We start from the raw sequence: 20,283 nt of genomic DNA, 5'->3' as shown, positions 1-20,283 counted from the left end.
GATAGGGAATAACTGAGAATTCCCGATTTTCCTATAATTAAAAATAGCCTACCAAAAATGATAGACTTTAATTAGCTTAACTACTAATCTTTTCATCCTTTTTCGGTAACCCGGCGATCATAGTCATAAAACCTTAGACCCGTGGCTCTGCGTCCTTACCTTTCAATAAGTTTGCCGTTATCGCAGGTTATTCAACTTTTTTCTCATCAATCAACCCTTATTTTTATTAGAAGTTTCATACTAACTATATCGTTCAAAATTCCGGAAAGTTGAATATCAAAAGGGAAGAAAAAATATTTCGAAAAATTTAACATGTGTTGTGGCCAGTATGATTGCGCCTTCTGATACTCTAAAATCATCTGATACCTTGAAAAAAATAAAGAAAATGCTTATAATAAAGTCTGACTCAACGGGGCATTAGCTCAGCTGGGAGAGCATCGTGCTGGCAGCGCGAGGGTCAGCGGTTCGAGCCCGCTATGCTCCATCCAACTTAAGTCTTGTGGTATCAAGGGGTAAATAGAAATATCCACTTACATCATGTAAGTGGTTTTTTTGCGTTGTGTGCGAAAAACCCAAAGGTACAAACTATAAAATATATAAATGAAATTTTTATATTATTCTTTACTAATACTTTACTTTGAACCTTTTTTATTAATTTTGAACTGATATAATAAAGACTAACTATTATTATGGAGGGGTGTTTTTTGAGGTATAAACTATTAATAAATATTATATTTTTTATTGTATTAATGGGATTGGTGAGTCAACCTATCTTTACATCTGCTGAAGAGGTGGAAGCATCTAGAGCAGTGTCTATGGATGGAACTCTTCAAGTATATGTCGATAAAGATGTTGAATCAGAAGTATTAATAGAATATGAACTGGGTACTATTATCAATTACCAGAAAGATGAAAATGACGGTAATTGGTTAAATGTAGAAGTAATTATTGGCGAGGAAACAAAGAAAGGATATGTACATAAAGATGACGTTACATTGATCGAACCCGAAACACAAGATCTTCAGGGTGTAGTAATTCCTGATGTCATGAACGTTTATCAAAAGCCAGTTGAGAATTCTATTGTAATGAAATCTATTGAAAAAGGTACATTAGTATCTTATCAAACATTCACTAATGGTTGGTACGAGATAACATTAAATGCTGATGGGAAAGAAACAACAGGTTACATAATCGCAGAAGAAGTAGAAGAGCCACTGAACAATCCAAGCTCTTTCTCTGGAATTGCTTTAAATGATAAAACGCATGTTTACTCCAAAGCTTCTAAGGACTCTGTGTCGCTGAAGAGTTATCCAAAAGGAAAACTTTTATATTATCAAGCTTTTATTAGTGGTTGGTATAAAGCTATTGTGTACGTGGATGGTCAACCGCATACAGGCTACATATCTCATGATGATGTGGAAGAACCTGTTCAGAACCAGCAAAGTTTGTCAGGAATAGCTTCAAACAGTCAGACTAATATCTATTCCTTTGCAAGCAAGAATAGTGAAATACTAAAAAGTTATCCAAAAGGTGACATATTATATTATAAGACATTTCTGAGTAATTGGTATGAGGCATTAGTATATGTAAATGGTGAGGCTAGAATAGGATACATTCATTTGAATGATGTACAAGAGCCTACCAATAATCCTGTCTCTTTATCAGGTGTTGCGCAAAAAAATAAAACATACATATATTCTAATGCAAATAAAAATTCAAAAATAATAAAAAACTATCCGCAAGGTAAAACATTATATTATAAAACGTTCATTGATGGATGGTACGAAGCTTTAGTATATATAAATGGAGAAGCAAAAACAGGTTATATATCCGCTTCTGATGTGGAGGAACCTGTTGGAGACCAAAAAAGTCTAAAAGGTGTCTCGATAAACTCTACTACTAATGTATATAAGCGACCTAGTAGAGATAGTTCATCCTTGAAGTCGTATGAGGCTGGACAAATACTATATTATAAAACGTATTTAGAAGATTGGTATGAAGCACTGGTTTATGTGAATGGGGATAAACGCACGGGGTACATTCATGTCAATGATGTGGAGTCACCTGTTAAGAACCAAAAAAGCTCATCAGGATACGCTGTAAAGAAAACTCATGTGCATTCTAACCCTAGTAAAAATAGTAGCTCGTTGAAATCCTACGATGAAGGAAGTTTGCTTTACTATAAAACATTTTTAAGTAAATGGTATGAAGCAATTATATATAAAAACGGGGTAAAATATACCGGTTATATCCATAAAGGTGATATTGAAGAGCCTGTGAAAAATCAAGAGAATTTATCAGGTTATGCATTAAACAAAACGCTAATTCATTCAAGTCCAAGCAGGACTAGTAAGTCATTGAAATCTTATCAAGAAGGTAGCTTATTGTACTATAAAACATTCTTGAATAATTGGTATGAAGCATTAATTTATAAAAATGGAGAAAAGCATATCGGTTATATTCACCAAAAAGATGTTGAGATGCCTGTAGATAATCATGAGAGTATGAGAGGTTATGCATACCATTCCAAAATAAACGTTTATTCAGCTCCTAGTAAGAAGCGGGACGTATTAAAATCTTATAATGAAGGAAAACTATTATACTATAAAACTTTTATGGAAGATTGGTATAAAGCCTTGATATATGTGAATGGAGAAGCACAAGCTGGTTACATTCACAAAAACGACGTATTAGATGAAAATGCTAGTCGGAATACCTTAGATGGGATAGCAGTAAGAGATAAGACATTTGTTTACAATAAGACTTCAAGAAAATCAAAGAAACTGAAGGGATATAGCTTTGGTTCGAAATTGATTTTCAAATCCTTTACATCAAATTGGTATGAAGCAATCATTTTTATAGATGGAAAAAAACATACTGGTTATATTCATAAGAATGATGTGGTAGATGAGATGGATGATATTGGACCGATTGTCAATCCTAAGACTGTCTATTCCTACAATCAAATGGTTAGTGACATTACCAAGCTAAAGAACGCCTATCCAGGAATCATTCGTACTAATGTCATCGGTAAATCAGTCGAAGGACGGGATATACCATTAGTGAAAGTAGGGAATGGGGATAAAAAGATTACAATCAATTCATCCCACCATGCTCGTGAATGGATTACAACAAATTTGGTTATGCATCAAATTGATGAGTATAGTAGAGCTTTTGTGAACGGGACAAAAATTGATGGCTATAATGTTCGCAAATTGCTGAATCAAGTGACAATCTACTATGTACCTATGGTAAATCCCGACGGAGTGACCTTGAATCAATTTGGGGCGGATGGTTTCAATAATAGATCTCAATTAATTAGATTGAATAATGGAAGTACAAACTTTACTGCGTGGAAGGCCAATTCAAGGGGAGTAGACTTGAATAGACAATATCCCGCTAAATGGGAAAATATCAGATACGTCGCTTCTAGCCCAGGACCATACAATTATAAGGGAACAGCACCACTTACCGAGCCGGAAGTACAAGCTCTTTACAATTTCACCAAAAAACATAATTTTGAATCACACGTAGCTTATCATTCTTCTGGTGAAATCTTATATTGGGCTTTCAACTCAACTGGAAAATTAAGAGAAGAACATCGGGAAATTGCGGAAAAAGTGAGTAATAAAACTGGTTATAGTCTTTACCATCCTACCAATCCAAGTGGTGGGGGGTATACTGATTGGGTAATTGAATCATTGAAAAAAACTGGTTTGACACCTGAACTCTCACCGCCTGTTGGGAACCAACCTGTACCTTTAAGTTATTATGATCGAATATGGAGACAAAATAACTCTATTGGTTTATTGCTAGCAAAAGAGGCTCTTAAATAGGTTGAACGCATATAATCCTACCAAGTGTACTTGGTAGGATTATTCTTTTTGCAGTTAATTACGTCATTCTATTGTTAACTCCAGTGACCAGCATTTCAGCCTTTTTCTCACAACCATAATTTATAATTCCACACCCTCAGGCCAATGTAAATCATGTTCCTCAACACTGGTAATCTCGTTATTTTCATCAACAAATACTACTTTAGGCTTTAAATGTTCTATTTCCTCATCGGTCATGAGGCCTTGGCTCAAAATAATAACCAGATCATCTGGAGAGAATAAGTTTGCAGGCGGACCGTTGAGGCAAATGCGGTTCGAGCCCTCTGGAGCCGGAATGGCATAGGTCTTCCATCTTGCAGCATTTCGTATGTTTGCAATCTGTACCATTTCATAAGGCTTAATATTTGCTTCCTTCATTAACTTGCAATCGATCGTTATACTGCCAACATAATCAAGCTCAGCCTCCGTGACTGTAGCTCTATGTATCTTTCCTTTACACATTAAGCGTTGCATAAAAATGCCTCCTCTGTAATAAATGAACATCTCAAGTATAGTATGACTTAAAACCAACGATAATTACAAGTGGGCTTTTACAAGCATTGCAAACTCTACCTTTGATAAAGTGCCTGTCACTTCCCGTTTTTTATCATAATATGTCGAATGCGATATCTATTTCGTTCCTGTAACAACAACAACATTACAACCATTAATATAACCATTTTTCACCTTTCCAGGTCCTTATAAACAAAACACCGCTCTCCGTTTAGAGAACAGTGTCCGAAAACAACAATATTTATAAAACAAAAATTGTTACAAAGATCGGGAAGTTACAGGTACTAATTCATTTGCTACTGCTGTGGTTAGCTCTTTCGTGGTTTTTGGTACGAATGATTTTAGCACTGAGTTTATCATCGGTCCGGTAAATCCTTTTGCGGTTATATTTAGGGAGCCAGTCATTCTTGTCACATATTCGTTTTTCTCCTCAGCTTCAAAAAAACCATTTCCATCAAAATTCTCGTTCACTCCGGTTAAACGAAAAGAGACTGTGGTCGGCTCTTTCCATTCTGTGATGTCCACCTGAAGACAAACTGTTTTTTGTATAATACCGACGTCACCTTTAAATGTCCAGGTCGATTGTTTGGTGTTAAGAATTTCATGCGTCACATAGCCAGGAACTAATGGGGCCCACTTATTCATATCACTGACAAATTCCCAGATGTATTCAATCGGAATATCAAGATCCACCTGGTGCTTCCCATATGGCATTATACTACCTCCCTGTTTGTTAAACTTACGTTAAATTGCACATTTATTATTATATGCCTGCTTTATAAATCTAGAAGCATATTCTAAAATTATTATTATGAGACTAATCCAATCCACTACAACGATTATATCCGCCAGATTTCCGCTCCACTATCTTGCCTAACTGGAATATCGCATCCTCATTACCATTCGCACTTATAATCTGAATACCAATTGGCATATCATTTTCATCAGTGCCAGCCGGTATTGTCAATGATGGCAACCCCCAAACATTAGCGTATGCAATATATGGCATATAGTGCAGGAACGTTTTACGGATGGAGAATATTTCTTGAAATACCTTTCCATGCTCAGGTGCGCCTGTATGATAAACCGGTAAAATTAATAACCGATTGTTCAAAAAAGCGGCTACCTCCTCATCTCCCTGCTCAATAATACCTTCTATTTCCTTTATTCTGCCTGCCGATGGTTTGAATAGTTTAGCTCCAATTAATGCCCATGACAAATACGGATGAACCTTAGTTTTCCTGGTTAGTTTTTCTTTAGCATATGCGGCTAATACGTTTGAACGGTCCGTACTGAACGCTAGTTTTTCCATACTCTTTCCACCATCAAGTGACATAATTTCCTGCCATAGCTGGGCACTATTTTCAAAGTAAGGAGGTGTGGATCTATTTACCAAAAATAATCTACTTAAATATTGTTCAATTCCACTCAGCGTCTCCTTAGTTTTTTGCGATAACGGAATATTCATATCGAATGATAAAATATCAATCTCGAAATCACTGAGGGATTGCTCGGTAAAGGGGTTATTTGCAATAATATCGTATATTAATTCCATATCACGCACCGATTTTCCCATCGGCCCCATTCCTGACATTCTTTTTTGTAAAGGAATAGTGTCAGCTGGAAAATGGCCATTGGATGATACTTGAAATTTCCCCGGTTTAAATCCAACTACCCCATTAAAATGACTTGGAAAGCGAATAGAGCCACCAATATCGGAACCAATTCCAGCTGCAGCTCCACCTGCTCCGAGCAATGCACCTTCTCCACCACTTGAGCCGCCAGCTGTTCTGGCAACATCCCATGGGTTGTTCGTTCTGCCATACAATTTATTATCAGTTTCCTGACAAAAACATAGTGCAGGTATATTTGACTTACCTAGAATAATTGCACCAGCCTCTTTTAACTTTGCCACAACATCTGCATCTTCTCTCGCTATCAAGTGCTTTCTATTTAACAGTCCACCTGTTGTTTTCATGTTCACAACATTAAATGCTTCTTTCACACTAATTGGAACCCCAAATAGTGGCCCTTTATTGACGTGCTCTTTTTGATTATCTTTTTCTTGAGCCTCTCTTATGGCTTCTGCATATCGTTCCTCCACAACAGCATTAACAGCAGGATTCACTCTCTTAAGATGTTCTATATAAATGTTTACCACTTCATAACTGGATAATTCTCCACTTTTAATAGCATTAGCAATAGAAGTAGCATCCATGTCTAAGATGGATTGTGCAGATAACAATGAAACTTGATCCGTCCCCATTTCATCCCATCCTTTTGGTTATTATTTCGAAAACAGGTTTATCGATTTTATAATTGGTTATCTATAAATACCGACAGCACCTTGGCCCCTTCATTATCTACTGGGATAAATAAATGAGGTTTATCCCCATTAAAATATGCACTATCCTCTGCTTCCATATAGTGTTTATTACCATCATAATAAAGGTAAATGGACCCCTTTAAAATATAAATAAATTCATCTTGTGAGTGTGTATACGATTCCTGACGTAAATTTGAATCCTTTGGTGTAACGTTAACAATCGTCGGTTCAACACCAGAATATGAAGATCTGTTTGCAAGTAATTCATATGAATAGCCCATATTCTCATCTGTTACATTAGACTCCCTATTTGTCTTTGGAAGCAACACGAGATTCTGTTCTGCCTGATCGTCCAGCACCCAAGATAGCGGTACATCCAATGCTTTACTAATTTTCGATAACGTAGCAATCGCAGAAGAGGTTTGCCCGTTTTCAATTTTTGACAATAAGCTCTTTGAAATCCCGCATTCATCAGCTATTTGTTGTTGTGTTTTCTTTTTCCGCAAACGAATTTGATTTATTTTTTGGCCTAAACTATCAAGATTTATGAGAAACCTCTCCTTTTGTAATCGTTTTTCTTCAAATTAACTCAAAACACCTAAAAGCCATGGTGCAGCATATAAAATCATAAACAGCACACCATAGTTTACACCATTCTTATGAAGTAAACCTGAAACAAGTGCTATTAGCATAGTACCAAAGATATTGATCCATCCAGCATCCATAAATGCTAACATAACGACTAAACCCGCAAAAAGCCCGATTAGTGCTTCGTGTGGAATATACTTAAATACAAAAGCGCATATTTGGCTTGCATATTTGATAGTTACATAAAAAGTAATAAGTATAGCAATTATGGCGCCAATTATTGTAGCTGTCATGATTTCACCCATGGAAAGTAAATGATGAATATTGTGTTCAGGTGTGAAAACTGGAGGAGCATTGAATAATCCAGCTGCAGGGCCGATAGCCATCGGTGACAAAGGTAATCCAATAGCAATTAACGGGACTAATGTTCCTGAAATATAAGCGGCATTTGTTAAACCATCCATTGTAGATATTGCCCTGGAAGCCCGCTGAACAGGATCTTTAATATGTCTAGTTAAAAACTCCCCTAAAAATACTGTCATACCAACCGGTGAAAGAAAAAAAGTAACTGCCCCTATAAAACTACCGAATGCAGAAGATGCCGTTTCCTTCTTGGTTAAGATATTAAACGGGTTTGGAAATCCTTTCTCTTTCTTGGCGCTTTTAAGACTTATTTCTTTATTCCCTAGTCCAGGCAAATTTTTACGAAAATCATTATTTAAAAGCTCAAATAATTTAAATGCAATTGGACCAATCGTAATTCCTAAAAAGAAAGAAACAAAGACTGTTACATCTGAGGGTACAATTTCAAGTCCCCAATATAAATGACGTAGCCCCTGTATGAGCAGAGCAAAAGGAACTATAATTGCTAAAGATAAGATTTTATTTTTGGTCATTAATGCAAGGAATATTGCACCTAAAAAAAAGATTAAACCTGCATACTCACTGATTTTATCTGCGTAGGGTAGAATTAAATTTGCGATTAAGAAACTTGTAGGTATGGAAACCAGCGTTCCTACCACAGAACCTGAAGACATTTTTTTAATACTTTGATCTGGCAACCCATGCGTTTTCAATACCATAGCATGCTCGACCATTGGTGCTGACATAACACCACCAGGTATACCTGCTATTGCAACAGGAATCGAATCAGTTAATTTTTTAGCCACGATAGCGGCAATGAAAAATGATAGAATCACATAAGGCGAAACCCCTACAAGCACAAGTGCAATAGTCACAGGAGCTAGCACAGCTGTCTCGTCTGTTCCTGGTGCGATTCCAATGAGTGTATATAAGGCAGCACCCCCTATGCTAGCAAGTATCATTTGTAAAACAATCATCATATCCAAGTCTAAACATCCTCTCTCATTTTGGAAATAGTTCGTTTTGGTTTAATAATAATACTGCTGACTATAAAGCCAATAACACCGCCGACAAGACCAGTAATTAAAGGTTGAGGCGCCTCGCCTGGAGCGATTATATATCCACCAAGAGCAAAAGCGATACAAAGTGCCATAGAGATACCAAGATCTTTAATTTTTACATTATCTCCCCACACATCTACATAATCCTTCTGTTCTTCGTTCAAAATCTCACCCCCTTGTTATACGAAATTGTTTCAAACTACATCAAATTCCCCTACCACTAACAGCATAGGCAAGCGACTTACTTGGCAGTTCTTTTTTCAGTTTGTCCTGTATAAAAAATGCAGCTTCCTGTATCTTGTTTTCCTGAATCCCTGTATCAATTCCTAAACCATGTAACAGATATAGCACATCATTAGTTGCCACATTACCTGCAGCTCCCGGTGCATATGGGCACCCTCCCAGTCCTCCAACAGAGCTGTCAAATCGGGAAACGCCATATTGAAGTGATCTCATAATGTTGGCAATAGCCATTCCCCTCGTATTATGAAAATGCATGATAATCTTATCTTCCGGAAAACGGGAAAGAATGGCTTCGAGTAACTGTTCCACTTGTGATGGAACTGCTGAACCAATCGTGTCACCCAAAGAAATTTCGTCTGCTCCATACTCAAATAATTTTTCGCAAACACGGACAACTTGTTCAGGTGTAATTTTTCCCTCAAAAGGACAATAAAACACAGTTGAAACATAGCCTGTAACACGCTTGTTTGCCTGTTTTGCCTCGTGAACCACTTGGCCCAACACTGGAAATGTATCAGCAATAGATTTATTAATATTTTTTCGATTATGTGTTTCACTTGCCGACATAAATACCGATGCACCGTCAATTCCTGTCTCAAGGGCATGCTGCAGTCCCTTCAGATTTGGTACAAGTGCCGAATAAAAGACATCCGGATTCCGCTTAATTTGCCTTCCGACTTCACGAGCATCAGACAAGGCCGGAATCCACTTTGGGTGAACAAATGAAGAATATTCGATCTCTTTTACCCCCGAATCGGAGAGCTTATTGATCCAAGCCACCTTATCTGCAGTCGGAATCCATCTCTTTTCGTTCTGCAAACCATCGCGAGGTCCGACTTCTTTCAATTGAACATATTTTGGCCATTGCATGTTTACCCCTCCTAGTTCTCTTGAAAAAACTACTTCTGTAGTGTCTGCACAATTTGTTGAATATCATCAAAGCTGAACTTTTCCTGCTCTGCTGCAAGTCTAACAACTTGATCTATTTGATCATTTCTCGCCCCGGCCATCGATGCCATGTTTCTGGCATGCAGCTTCATATGGCCCTTTTGAATACCTTCGCTCGCCAAGGCTTTTAATCCGGCAAAATTCTGTGCCAATCCTGTAGCTGCAATAATTCCTGCAAGCTTTTCAGCTGTTTTAACCTGCAAGATTTTTGTTGCAAGTTTAGCTACAGGATGCGCTTGCGTTGCGCCACCTATTAATCCTGCAGCTAACGGCAGCTCAATAGTTCCGATAATGGAATTGTCTTCACCAAGCTCCCATTGTGTTAGCGAACGATATCTTCCCGTAATCGAAGCATATGCATGAGCACCCGCCTCAACAGCCCTTGTATCATTTCCTGTTGCAAGAACAACAGCAGAAATTCCATTCATGATTCCTTTATTATGTGTCGCAGCACGATATGGATCAGCAATTGCTAACTGATGTGCCTTCATAAATTTACTGATTGCCTCCTGATCTCCTCCAAATGAATCTTCAAATACAGCTCGCGCCCGCACGATCCGCTGATCAGCAAGGTTGGATAAAATGCGTAAGACTACCTGACCCCCAGTAATATTCTCAATTAACGGTGAAACAGCTTCAGCCATTGTATTAACAGCATTAGCACCCATGGCATCTTTTGTATCAACCAGTAAATGAACAACAATCATTTTTTCGTCTTCACCTTGAATAACATGTACATCCAAATCCTTCGCTCCACCACCAAACGACACAAGCGTTTGATCCTGTTCATTACAAAGTCGTAATATAACATCTTTATTTTCATAAATTCGTGCTAATGCACCATAAGGATCATTCAAGTTCGTTACTTGTACCTGCCCCCTCATAATTGAACCAGAATAAGAAGTCGTAAAGCCTCCAGTGTTGTACGCGAATTTCGCAGCATGACTCGCGGCCGCCACCACAGATGGCTCTTCTGTAGCCATTGGTACAAAAACGTCTTTTCCATCCACTTTAAAGTTAGCAGCAACTCCTAATGGAATAGGTAAATATCCAATTACATTTTCTATCATTCGATCTGCTTGTTCAATCGTAAATCCATGTTCCCCTTTTATAATCTTTTTTTCATCATCTGAAAGTTCAAGATGTGCTGTTACCTTATCCAGCCTTTGTTCCGGTGATAACTTATAGAAACCCGAAATATATGATGTCATTATGAACCCTCCTAAAGTTTGTTGAGATAAAAGAATGCGCTTTCAAAGTTATATTTATCAATGTTTCCTTATATTCAATTTTGTTGAATACAGTGTATAATGAATTTTCTAAATATGTCAACTTTTTATTTAAATAATTATAGCTTCTTTGAAAAATCATAAAAATTAAGGCTTAAAAGTAATACAATTTCTTGTTAATCTTTCAACAAAAAAGGCTGCTAGTTCTAATTAAATCCTAAATAAAACTAACAACTGGATATCATATCTGTTCATCTTACGTACCTTTTCACCTGTCTTTTTAAATTCCTTAAATAAATAAAGGAGCTCTTTCCATAGAAAGGGCTCCTTACGTGGCGTTAAACTTAGTCATTGGTTTGCCGGTTTTTCTGTTTAACCTCTTCAGCATTGGTATCACTATAAATGTTGGTACCACGGCCACCTGATGTCTTAGCAATCCATTCTTTTGCTTCATTATACGACAGCCCAGAATGCCGGCTCTGTTCTTTAACCGCATCAATATCTGTTCCTGCAGCCGTATATCTGTCATTATTTTGATTACTTTCCTTCATGAAAAAACCTCCATTCCGTTTCCTATTATTTTGCACAAATGACGGTTTTTAATTAGGGAATATATTTAGTGGTTGAATATCTCATATACAGAATAGTTTTTGGTGAATTTCAGGAGTTGTCCGGTTTATACATATTTTTTCCCAACACGAATCGCACCTTTCACAATTGGATAATAACTAGCAATACTTATTCCTTGTGACTGACATCTAAACTTCTGATAGTATTAATTGATAATGAGAGTAATTGATGGGAGGAATATACAGCATGTCAAAGGATGTAAAACTACGCACATTGGAAAAAGATGATTTGGAGTTTTTACACAAGCTGAACAATGATCCAGATGTGATGGATTATTGGTTTGAAGAACCTTATATGTCTATGGAAAAGCTAAAGGATGAATATGAAAAAAGCCAGGACAGCACACGAGAGAGACAGTTTATATTAACTTATAAAGGGGAAAAATTGGGATTTGTAGGCTTGTATGGTATTGATCAGAGACACCGATATGCGGAATTTGCGATTATGATTGATACCGCACATCAGGGTAATGGTTATGCAAGCACAGCAACTCAGTTGGCGATGAACTATGCTTTTTCCACGCTTAACCTGCACAAGCTTTATTTAGTTGTGGACAAAGTGAACGAAAAGGCAATTCATATTTATGAAAAAGTAGGTTTTCAGGCTGAAGGCGAATTGTATGAACACTATTTTGTCAACGGTGAGTATCATGACGCCGTGTTGATGAGTATCTTTGAAAAAGACTATTGGAAACTGCTTAAATAGCAATAATCTGTAAATAATCATAATGGAGGAAGTTCCTTGCCACTTCCTCCATTTGTATACTTAACACTTAATCCATTCCAGGCACCGAAGCAATAATTTCCAAATCACCTTCAATTATATATTCCTCTACAGTACTTGGTAATATAAAATGATCTCCTATCTGTACTGGAAACGTCTGTCCATCAACCATAACATTACCTTTTCCACTAATCACACTTACTAAAAGGAAAGACTCCAATTTTCGTGAAACTTCACCATCGAGTTTCCAGTGATAGACACTGAAATACTTCTCATCAACTAACTGTGTACTAACCAAATCGTCAATTACTTTTTCAATATGTCGTGAGTCAACTTCCTCATGTGGATAATTAGTTACCTCAATAGCAGCGTCAACGTGTAATTCACGTGTATTTCCTTCCGTATCAGTACGGTCATAATCATAGACCCTATATGTAATATCTGAACTTTGCTGTATCTCCAAAATGACTATTGCCTTTCCAATTGCATGAATTGTACCACTTGGGACGTATATAAAATCACCTTTTTGAACCTTTACACGTCTAAGTAACTTATCCCAGTCCCCGGAATTAACCATTCCCTTAAATTCTTCAGCTGATTGTGCATGGTGTCCGAGAACAATTTCCGCACCTTCTTCACAGTCCAGCACATACCAGCATTCAGTTTTTCCGTAACTTTCACCCTCAACTTCTCTTGCATATGTATCATCAGGATGAACCTGGACAGATAAATCATTGTTAGCATCCAAAATTTTAACTAATAACGGAAAATCTCCTTCAGTAGATGTCTTCCCAAATATTTCTGGATGTTCCTTCCACGCTTCAGCTAAATTCTTTCCCTGTAACGGACCATTTACTATTTCAGAAGGTCCATTTGAATGGGCTGATATAACCCATGCCTCACCTGTTTTGTTATTCGGGATGTCGTATCCAAAAAGTGTTTGTAAATTATTGCCGCCCCATATACGCTCCTGAAATACAGGTTTCAGAAAAATTGGTTCGTTATACATTTTTATTCCTCCATACCTATTATCGAGCAAAACATAAAGCTGCCGCTCCAATAACACCGGAACTTTGTTCTAACTTAGCCGGAACTATTTCTGTTTGTCTTCCTGTTTCGTTTAATGCGAATTCACTCACATATGCTTGAATCGATTGAAACAGCGGATCACCTACTTTTGATACTCCACCTCCGATCACGATTTTTTCGGTGTCAAAGGTATTAATAACTGAGACACATGCAACACCAAGTACACGGAAAACCTTTTCGATTAAACGAATAATTTCCTTATTTCCATTAAAATAAAGATTAAATACATCTTTTGTAGATATGTCTTTTCCGATAATCGCCGAACCCTGTCTGGCAATTGCCGTTCCTGAGGCAATCCACTCTAAGCAGCCGTATTGTCCGCACGTACATTTTCCGAACGATGGGTCAACCACTGTATGTCCAATGTCACCTGCATTCCCCTTCAATCCCCGTAGCAGCTTCCCTTCCGCCACAATGCCAGCACCAATGCCTGTACTCACTGTTATATAGGCAAAGTTATCATTCTCTTGTGCTGCACCTATCAGTCTCTCAGCCATTGCTGCAGCGTTTGCATCGTTTTCCAAGGAAACAGGAATAGAGAAATGCTGCTCAACTATTTGTGTTATTGGCACATCAATCCATCCACTTAAATTAGGTGGCGACGTAATAATGCCATTTTTACTATCTAATGGTCCAGGTGCCCCAATACCGATACCTATTAGCTGTTCCATTGGGATTCCCGTTCTTTTGATAACCTGTTCTATTTCATTATTAATTTTCCCCACCATTTTAATTGCAGGAATCGATAGATCAGTAGGAATAACTGATTCTGTTAAAATATTACCAGCTTCATCAACTATCGCTATTGCGACTTTTGTTCCACCGATATCAACGCCTATAGCATGCTGCATTATGTACACACCCTTTTATTTATATCTTATCATAATTAGGCTAAAGTGCCGTCTTTCCCTATTAAACTAAAAATGGAAGTTTACCCGTGGAACAGAGGGACAGGTTCCCGCCCCTCCTGCACCCTCTCCCATGAAAAGGCTATCCACAATTAACCTTTGAGACAGCCTTCTTTACTACCAAGCTACTAACTTAGTCTAATAGTAGTAATCTCAGTGAATCTGCAGTTAAAGAGGCACTGTCAATTTGCGCACCATAGTTCAAATCAATCAGTCATTATCATCTTAGGGGCAGCCCAAGCACCGTGACCATGTCCGTTTGATCCACCATCAACCGTTCTCATTACTAATTTCAGTTCTTTTTTACTTTCTATATTCACACTAATAAACTGTTGGGGTGTACTTTTTCTCATTGGATTTGTTTGATATGCCATTTCTCCGTCCAACCATACTTCAAATATAAAGAGGTTACCGTCTTTATCCGCATGTTGTTCAACGCCTGCATAGGTTTCAAATCGGTCAAATTCCCAGTTTGTTAAATCGTAAATAATTTCTGAAATAGCATGGATCCCTAACCCCTTATTGTAGATAACCGGGCCTTCTTCACCTTGGAGCGTGATTGGTGGACCAGCAAGTGATGAGTCTTTTTGTATCGTTCCCCAACCAACTGTAGCGCTTTCCCATAGTATGTCACTCAAGTATAAGTCAGAAACAGGATTGAATTTTACGGTGTACGTTTGTTCTAAGAATCCATCCTTTGTCCGAGCGTGGATAAGGGTTTGACCAGATATTTTTTCTGCCTCCTCTATTTCATACTCGATGTCTTCATTAGCCGGAGTCACTTGTATTTTAGGTATATCTGCATTTAATGCACTAGAGAAAGTATACGTATAATTTGTCATATCGGTATGGAACTCTTCTAATGACTTGCCATCAACTTTAATATCTTCTATTAAACTCAAATCAATTTGACGGTTACTAAGGTCTGTTGCTGATTGTCCGTCACTAAATGGACGGAGAACATAATTATAGGAATAGGAATGATCTGTATACAACATGTATTGTGGAAGTGCCGTACCACCCCAACTATTCCATACTCCCATTTGTGCTTGGTTAATTGTTAATGCAATACCATCAAGTTTAGTTAATTCGAATGGATGGTTAGCTTGTTCTAAATCACTTTCCGCGTAATGAAGTGCAGAAAATTCAAATTGTGGTAATCCACCAACCATTAAACCATTTCCGTTATCATTTGTTAATGTTAACCAACGGACATCTGTCTTATTACCTGTCTCTTGTGGTCGAGGATAAGAAAAGAATTGCTCTGTAACGGTACTGTTGTATACATTAACCTCAGCACCATCTTTACGATCCGAGTAATTATCGAAAGGACCGCGCCCATAATAATTAACGTTCTCAAATTCACCAGGAAGTCTTAATTCCATACCAACTGCTGGGATTTCAGAAAGTGTCGTACTAGGTTTAACGGTGCTTCGTACTACTACTTCCCCACTTCCATAAACAAAATAACCCACGCGATAAAGTGTTTCACCAGTAGTCGGTAAAATAGCATCTACTTGAATGTGTACAACCTTTTCACTAATTTCTCTTGCTTTTATATTAGTGATATCCATATGTTCTCCAGCATTTCGCCAAGAGCTATTTCGGCCTAACATTCCATTCATTAAATCATTGTCATTACGAGCACGCCAGAAATTTGGAATAGGTCCTGATTTGAATAACTCTATTCCATTCTGCTTAAAAGAGGTAATTGTCCCTTTTTCCTTACTGAACTCTAAGTTAAATTCTTTACCGGATACACTTATTACTGATTCCTCATTATTAACAGAAAGATCTGACATTAAAGTGGTATTAAACCCTGGAGATGCAGGTGCGTTGTAAGGCATTTTAAATTGGTTGCTCGCTACTTCATACCCCTTCTTAGCCCAAGGTTCATTTTTGGTTAGCGAAAAGCTAACCTCTAACCAATACTCTGCTCCTTCTTCTAACTGTTTAGGCGTGTTTATTGGTAAGGTAATCTCTTTTGTTTCTCCTCCAGCAATGTCTTCATTAATTTCACCTTCCTGAATCGCTTCACCATCTTGTTTTAGTACCCATTTGCCGGCAAATTTATTTAAGTTGATAAATAAGTGTTCATTATAAATATTAATCTTGTTTTTCTTAAGATCTACATCCTTAATATCAATATTTTGATAGACAGACTTGACTGCGTACATTTCCGGTTGTGGTGTACGGTCAGGACTTAGAAGACCATTCATCATAAATATCCCATCGGATGGATAACTACCCCAGTCACCTCCGTAAGAAAAGTACGTCTCACCTTCATAGTCCTTAGTTATTGGTAGTCCTTCTGCGCCACCATCAACTGGAAGGCGTACAGACTGGTCAACAAAGTCCCAAATAAACCCACCTTGTAAATTTTCATATTGATCAATTATATCCCAGTATTCTTTTATATTTCCTACACTGTTACCCATCGCGTGTTCGTATTCACTCATAATAAGTGGTCGGTTATTCCGCTTTCCATAGGTTTCAAGAGTACTTAGGCTTGGATACATAAAACTATCAAAATCAGCCAGACTATTATCCTGCTGGAAATGAACAAGTCTAGTAGAGTCAAACTCCTTAATCCATTCTGAGGCTTCTCTAAATACGTCACCTGATCCAACTTCATTCCCCATGGACCAGAAAATTACGGATGGATGATTTTTATCACGTTCAACCATTGTTTTAATTCGATCTAACACTGCTCCGCTCCAATCTGGACTGTTGCCTGGAAATGGCCTCATATTATGCGTTTCATTATTTGCTTCATCTAAAATATATATCCCGTACTCATCAGCCAATTCATAAAATGTGGAACTAAAAGGGTAGTGTCCTGTTCTAACAGCGTTGATGTTAAATTTTTTCATTATCTTAATATCTTTTCTTATTTGTTCTTCAGACATGGTATAACCAGTATCCGGGTGAACTGCGTGACGATTAACACCTTTAATAGTTATCGGCTTTCCATTGATCCTAACTTGGGTTCCCTTAATGTCGATTTCTCTAAACCCTACATTCGAACTTAACACCTCAACTATTTCCCCTTTTGGATCCTTTAATTTTAATACAAGTGTATACAGGTTTGGTTTTTCAGCAGACCACTTTAAAGGGTTTACTAAGGGGATTTCTGAGTAGAATCCACCTTCATTATCACCCGTAGAAGAGGCAGCTAATTTTTTTGGTTCGTTCCAAAAAGCTTTGTCAATTTCATTATATAACTGTACTTCAATCGAATAATCATCTAAATTAACATTATCTTTATTTGAAAGCTGTCCATCAATCTTTAAGGTTGCATCTTTGTAGTCATCATCTAAATGCGCTTCAACTTTATAATCATCCATGTGGACATCTCGTGTTGAATAAACGTAAACGTCCCTAAATATACCACTTAAATCAACCATATCCTGATTCTCTAACCACGCTCCATCTGACCACCGAAATACTTCAACAGCAAGTGTGTTTTTGCCTTTTTTAACATAATCAGTAATATTAAATTCTGCAGGAGTGAAACTGTCCTCACTATACCCAACCTTCTCACCGTTCACCCAAACATTAAACGCGGATTTAACCCCCTGGAACGAAAGGATTACTTGTCGTTTATCCCAGTTCCCCGGTATTTGGAATTCATGTCGGTAAGACCCTACTTCGTTATGTTCAATAGGAACTTCTGGAGGTGAAATCTTCCCGTATCCCTGCCAAGGATGGTCTTGATTTTGATAGATAATATCCCCATGTCCTAGTAGCTGCCAGTTACTAGGTACTGGAATCGTAGTCCAATCTGAATCATCGTAGTCGTCTAAGTAAAAATTCTCTGGTCTCTCATTTGAATCATTCGACCAAAAAAACTTCCAATCCCCATTAAGAGAACGATAGAATCGCGAACTATCCAGGTTTCTTTTTACAGCTGCTCTTTCATTGTTGAATGGAATGGTTTCTACACTTGCAGGCTCTCTGTTAACTTGGAAAGTCTCAGGTGTACCGTTCCATACAGATTCATCGCCTTCAGCTAAGACATTTGAAGAAAAACCAACAAGATTTAATGAGAAGAAAATAATGATAAGTGAATACATACGTATTGATTGTTTCATATAATAATAAAACCTCCTTAAATAAAATGTTAACGCTGTTAGTCAAAAGGAACCCTAAAATTGCGGATAACTTTTAAACCATCACCTACAGTAGCCTTAAACACTATATACCCTTAATAAGATGCCTCCTTTTCACGAAAAATTATAAAGCGACTTACTCTAGTGTACTTTTTTGAGAACTCTATCTAAGATGGAATAAAGGAAGGATTGTGAAATCTTTGGTAGCGCTTACATTAAATTATAAGTGACTATTCTGGATATGTTGGATTAAAAACTGGATAATATCAAGAATTTATTCACTATTTTAAGACTACGGGAATGAGATTTGGTTATGTTTAGGTCTTAGTAATTAGTTAATGATGAAAAAGAACTACAAAAATAAGGCCTGTTCCTCCCTAAATAAAAAGACTGTCCACAAATCATCTCAGGGACAGCCACTTTTTACTATCATACTTTTATCTGAAGGTTACGAGACGGGGATTCTTGTCCGAGACACTGAAAAATTGATAATATTTCCTTCCGAACTATCTTAAAAGTGTTCAATATACAGAAGATAAAATATGAAGCAACTTATATATGGTTGTGAACTTCTTCCTTTTTGGGTAGGTTACACTTTTTCAGTTGCCTCTTCCTGTTCCCTCTGTCCCTGTAACTCCCAATCGTCCAGTTTAATTTAATAAGCTCCCCGTATATGTTCATATACCTCATTACGATAAAACGTTACCAGTCTTTCTAATTCTTCGGGCGAATACCCTTTTACATCTAAGGACTGTAGATTATCCTCTACCTGCCCCACATTTTTGAATCCAGGAATAACACTGGAGATTTCCTTATGTTCCAGAATCCACTTAAGCGCAGCACGAGTCATACTCCCTCTGCCATCAGCTATCCAATCCAGCTTACGGCTCAGCTCGACTCCCTTATTAAAATCAAGTCCGGCAAACGTTTCACCTACATTAAAAGCTTCACCATCCCGATTAAAGTTACGATGGTCATCTGCATCAAATTTAGCACTTTCGCTAAACTTTCCAGTAAGTAGCCCACTTGCCAATGGTACACGGGCAAGGATACCTACTCCTTTTTTATATGCTTGGGGGAACAGCTTCTCTAATGGCTTCTGACGAAAAATATTAAAAATGACCTGTAGTGAACTTGCATTTGTATGTTCCAGGCAATATGAGCCTTCTTCAACAGTCTCAACGCTTACGCCATAGTAACGTATTTTCCCTTGTTCCTTTAACTTTTCCAATGCCTCGAAGACTCTGCCGTCTTGCAGTACTTCCATTGGTGGACAATGGATTTGATACAAATCAATTTGATTACGATTCAAGCGCTTTAAGCTCTCCTCACAATACTCCGTCACGCGTTCTAACGAGTACGTTTCAAGGTCATGAATATCACCAGCACGGCAAAATTTCGTCGCAATGTGAATGGAATCTTCTTTTCCTTTTGTTGCCTTAGCCAATAGTTCCTCACTATGACCATCACCATAAACATCGGCAGTATCAAAGAAATTGACACCTTCATCCATGGCACGGTCTAAAGCACGCACTGCCTCTTTATCATTCAACTTACCCCATGCACCACCAATTGCCCATGTGCCAAAGCTTAATTCACTTATTTTCAAATCTGTCTTTCCAAGTTGACGGTAGTTCATAATTTCTCTCCTCCTCACTTTACGTAGTATGTTTGT

The 20,283-nt window shown here is 37.6% G+C and carries 15 protein-coding genes, 1 tRNA gene and 1 riboswitch; of the genes, 3 read left to right on the top strand and 13 right to left on the bottom strand.

Going from position 1 to position 20,283, the window contains the following annotated elements; all coding sequences use genetic code 11:
• Positions 1 to 101 precede the first annotated feature (101 nt).
• A riboswitch (cyclic di-GMP riboswitch) is annotated at positions 102 to 186 on the bottom strand.
• Between the two features lie 225 nt (positions 187 to 411).
• A tRNA-Ala gene (locus BLS02_RS04395) sits at positions 412 to 484 on the top strand.
• 220 nt (positions 485 to 704) lie between these two features.
• Complete coding sequence (locus tag BLS02_RS04390; RefSeq protein ID WP_175559434.1) at positions 705 to 3,836, top strand: M14 family metallocarboxypeptidase; 3,132 nt, start codon at positions 705 to 707, stop codon at positions 3,834 to 3,836.
• Positions 3,837 to 3,956: 120 nt separating this feature from the next.
• Here the strand turns inward: BLS02_RS04390 and panD are convergent, their stop codons facing one another.
• The 9 genes from panD to BLS02_RS04345 all read right to left on the bottom strand — a co-directional run bounded on the left by panD (position 3,957) and on the right by BLS02_RS04345 (position 11,697).
• Complete coding sequence (gene panD, locus BLS02_RS04385) at positions 3,957 to 4,349, bottom strand: aspartate 1-decarboxylase (RefSeq protein ID WP_092491737.1); 393 nt, start codon at positions 4,347 to 4,349, stop codon at positions 3,957 to 3,959.
• 297 nt (positions 4,350 to 4,646) lie between these two features.
• The gene (locus BLS02_RS04380) at positions 4,647 to 5,102 is read right to left on the bottom strand and encodes an SRPBCC family protein (RefSeq protein WP_092491736.1); all 456 of its coding nucleotides are present in this window, start codon (positions 5,100 to 5,102) and stop codon (positions 4,647 to 4,649) included.
• A gap of 103 nt (positions 5,103 to 5,205) precedes the next feature.
• Positions 5,206 to 6,654: an amidase gene (locus tag BLS02_RS04375; RefSeq protein WP_254788717.1), complete on the bottom strand. Its 1,449-nt coding sequence runs from the start codon at positions 6,652 to 6,654 to the stop codon at positions 5,206 to 5,208.
• A gap of 47 nt (positions 6,655 to 6,701) precedes the next feature.
• Positions 6,702 to 7,235 carry a helix-turn-helix domain-containing protein gene (locus BLS02_RS04370; RefSeq protein ID WP_302846738.1) on the bottom strand — a complete coding sequence of 178 codons (534 nt, stop codon included), beginning with the start codon at positions 7,233 to 7,235 and terminating at the stop codon, positions 6,702 to 6,704.
• A 63-nt stretch (positions 7,236 to 7,298) separates the two neighbouring features.
• On the bottom strand, positions 7,299 to 8,651 hold the full coding sequence (locus BLS02_RS04365; RefSeq protein WP_092491734.1) for a tripartite tricarboxylate transporter permease: 1,353 nt from the start codon (positions 8,649 to 8,651) through the stop codon (positions 7,299 to 7,301).
• A gap of 2 nt (positions 8,652 to 8,653) precedes the next feature.
• Complete coding sequence (locus tag BLS02_RS04360; protein WP_092491733.1) at positions 8,654 to 8,890, bottom strand: hypothetical protein; 237 nt, start codon at positions 8,888 to 8,890, stop codon at positions 8,654 to 8,656.
• Between the two features lie 40 nt (positions 8,891 to 8,930).
• Positions 8,931 to 9,839 (bottom strand): hydroxymethylglutaryl-CoA lyase, encoded by a 909-nt coding sequence (locus BLS02_RS04355; RefSeq protein ID WP_092491732.1) that lies wholly within the window; start codon positions 9,837 to 9,839, stop codon positions 8,931 to 8,933.
• Between the two features lie 29 nt (positions 9,840 to 9,868).
• Positions 9,869 to 11,128: a hydroxymethylglutaryl-CoA reductase, degradative gene (locus BLS02_RS04350; protein ID WP_217633932.1), complete on the bottom strand. Its 1,260-nt coding sequence runs from the start codon at positions 11,126 to 11,128 to the stop codon at positions 9,869 to 9,871.
• Positions 11,129 to 11,490: 362 nt separating this feature from the next.
• Positions 11,491 to 11,697, bottom strand: a complete 207-nt coding sequence (locus tag BLS02_RS04345; RefSeq protein WP_092491730.1) for a hypothetical protein — start codon at positions 11,695 to 11,697, stop codon at positions 11,491 to 11,493.
• A 265-nt stretch (positions 11,698 to 11,962) separates the two neighbouring features.
• On the opposite strand from BLS02_RS04345, the gene BLS02_RS04340 reads away from it, so the two are divergent.
• Positions 11,963 to 12,481 carry a GNAT family N-acetyltransferase gene (locus BLS02_RS04340; protein ID WP_092491729.1) on the top strand — a complete coding sequence of 173 codons (519 nt, stop codon included), beginning with the start codon at positions 11,963 to 11,965 and terminating at the stop codon, positions 12,479 to 12,481.
• A gap of 67 nt (positions 12,482 to 12,548) precedes the next feature.
• Here BLS02_RS04340 and manA read toward each other — a convergent pair whose 3' ends face one another.
• From manA to BLS02_RS04320, 4 genes are all read right to left on the bottom strand, one after another.
• Positions 12,549 to 13,508 carry a mannose-6-phosphate isomerase, class I gene (gene manA, locus BLS02_RS04335; protein WP_092491728.1) on the bottom strand — a complete coding sequence of 320 codons (960 nt, stop codon included), beginning with the start codon at positions 13,506 to 13,508 and terminating at the stop codon, positions 12,549 to 12,551.
• A gap of 19 nt (positions 13,509 to 13,527) precedes the next feature.
• Positions 13,528 to 14,439 carry an ROK family protein gene (locus BLS02_RS04330; RefSeq protein ID WP_092491727.1) on the bottom strand — a complete coding sequence of 304 codons (912 nt, stop codon included), beginning with the start codon at positions 14,437 to 14,439 and terminating at the stop codon, positions 13,528 to 13,530.
• A 263-nt stretch (positions 14,440 to 14,702) separates the two neighbouring features.
• On the bottom strand, positions 14,703 to 18,590 hold the full coding sequence (locus BLS02_RS04325; RefSeq protein ID WP_092491726.1) for a beta-galactosidase, LacZ type: 3,888 nt from the start codon (positions 18,588 to 18,590) through the stop codon (positions 14,703 to 14,705).
• 673 nt (positions 18,591 to 19,263) lie between these two features.
• Entirely contained in the window at positions 19,264 to 20,247 is a 984-nt protein-coding gene (locus BLS02_RS04320; RefSeq protein WP_092491725.1) for an aldo/keto reductase, read from the bottom strand.
• Positions 20,248 to 20,283 lie beyond the last annotated feature (36 nt).

The organism is Virgibacillus salinus (assembly GCF_900102415.1).
Taxonomy (GTDB): Bacteria; Bacillota; Bacilli; order Bacillales; family Amphibacillaceae; genus Lentibacillus; species Lentibacillus subterraneus.
This window is presented reverse-complemented; position numbering and strand designations above follow the sequence as displayed.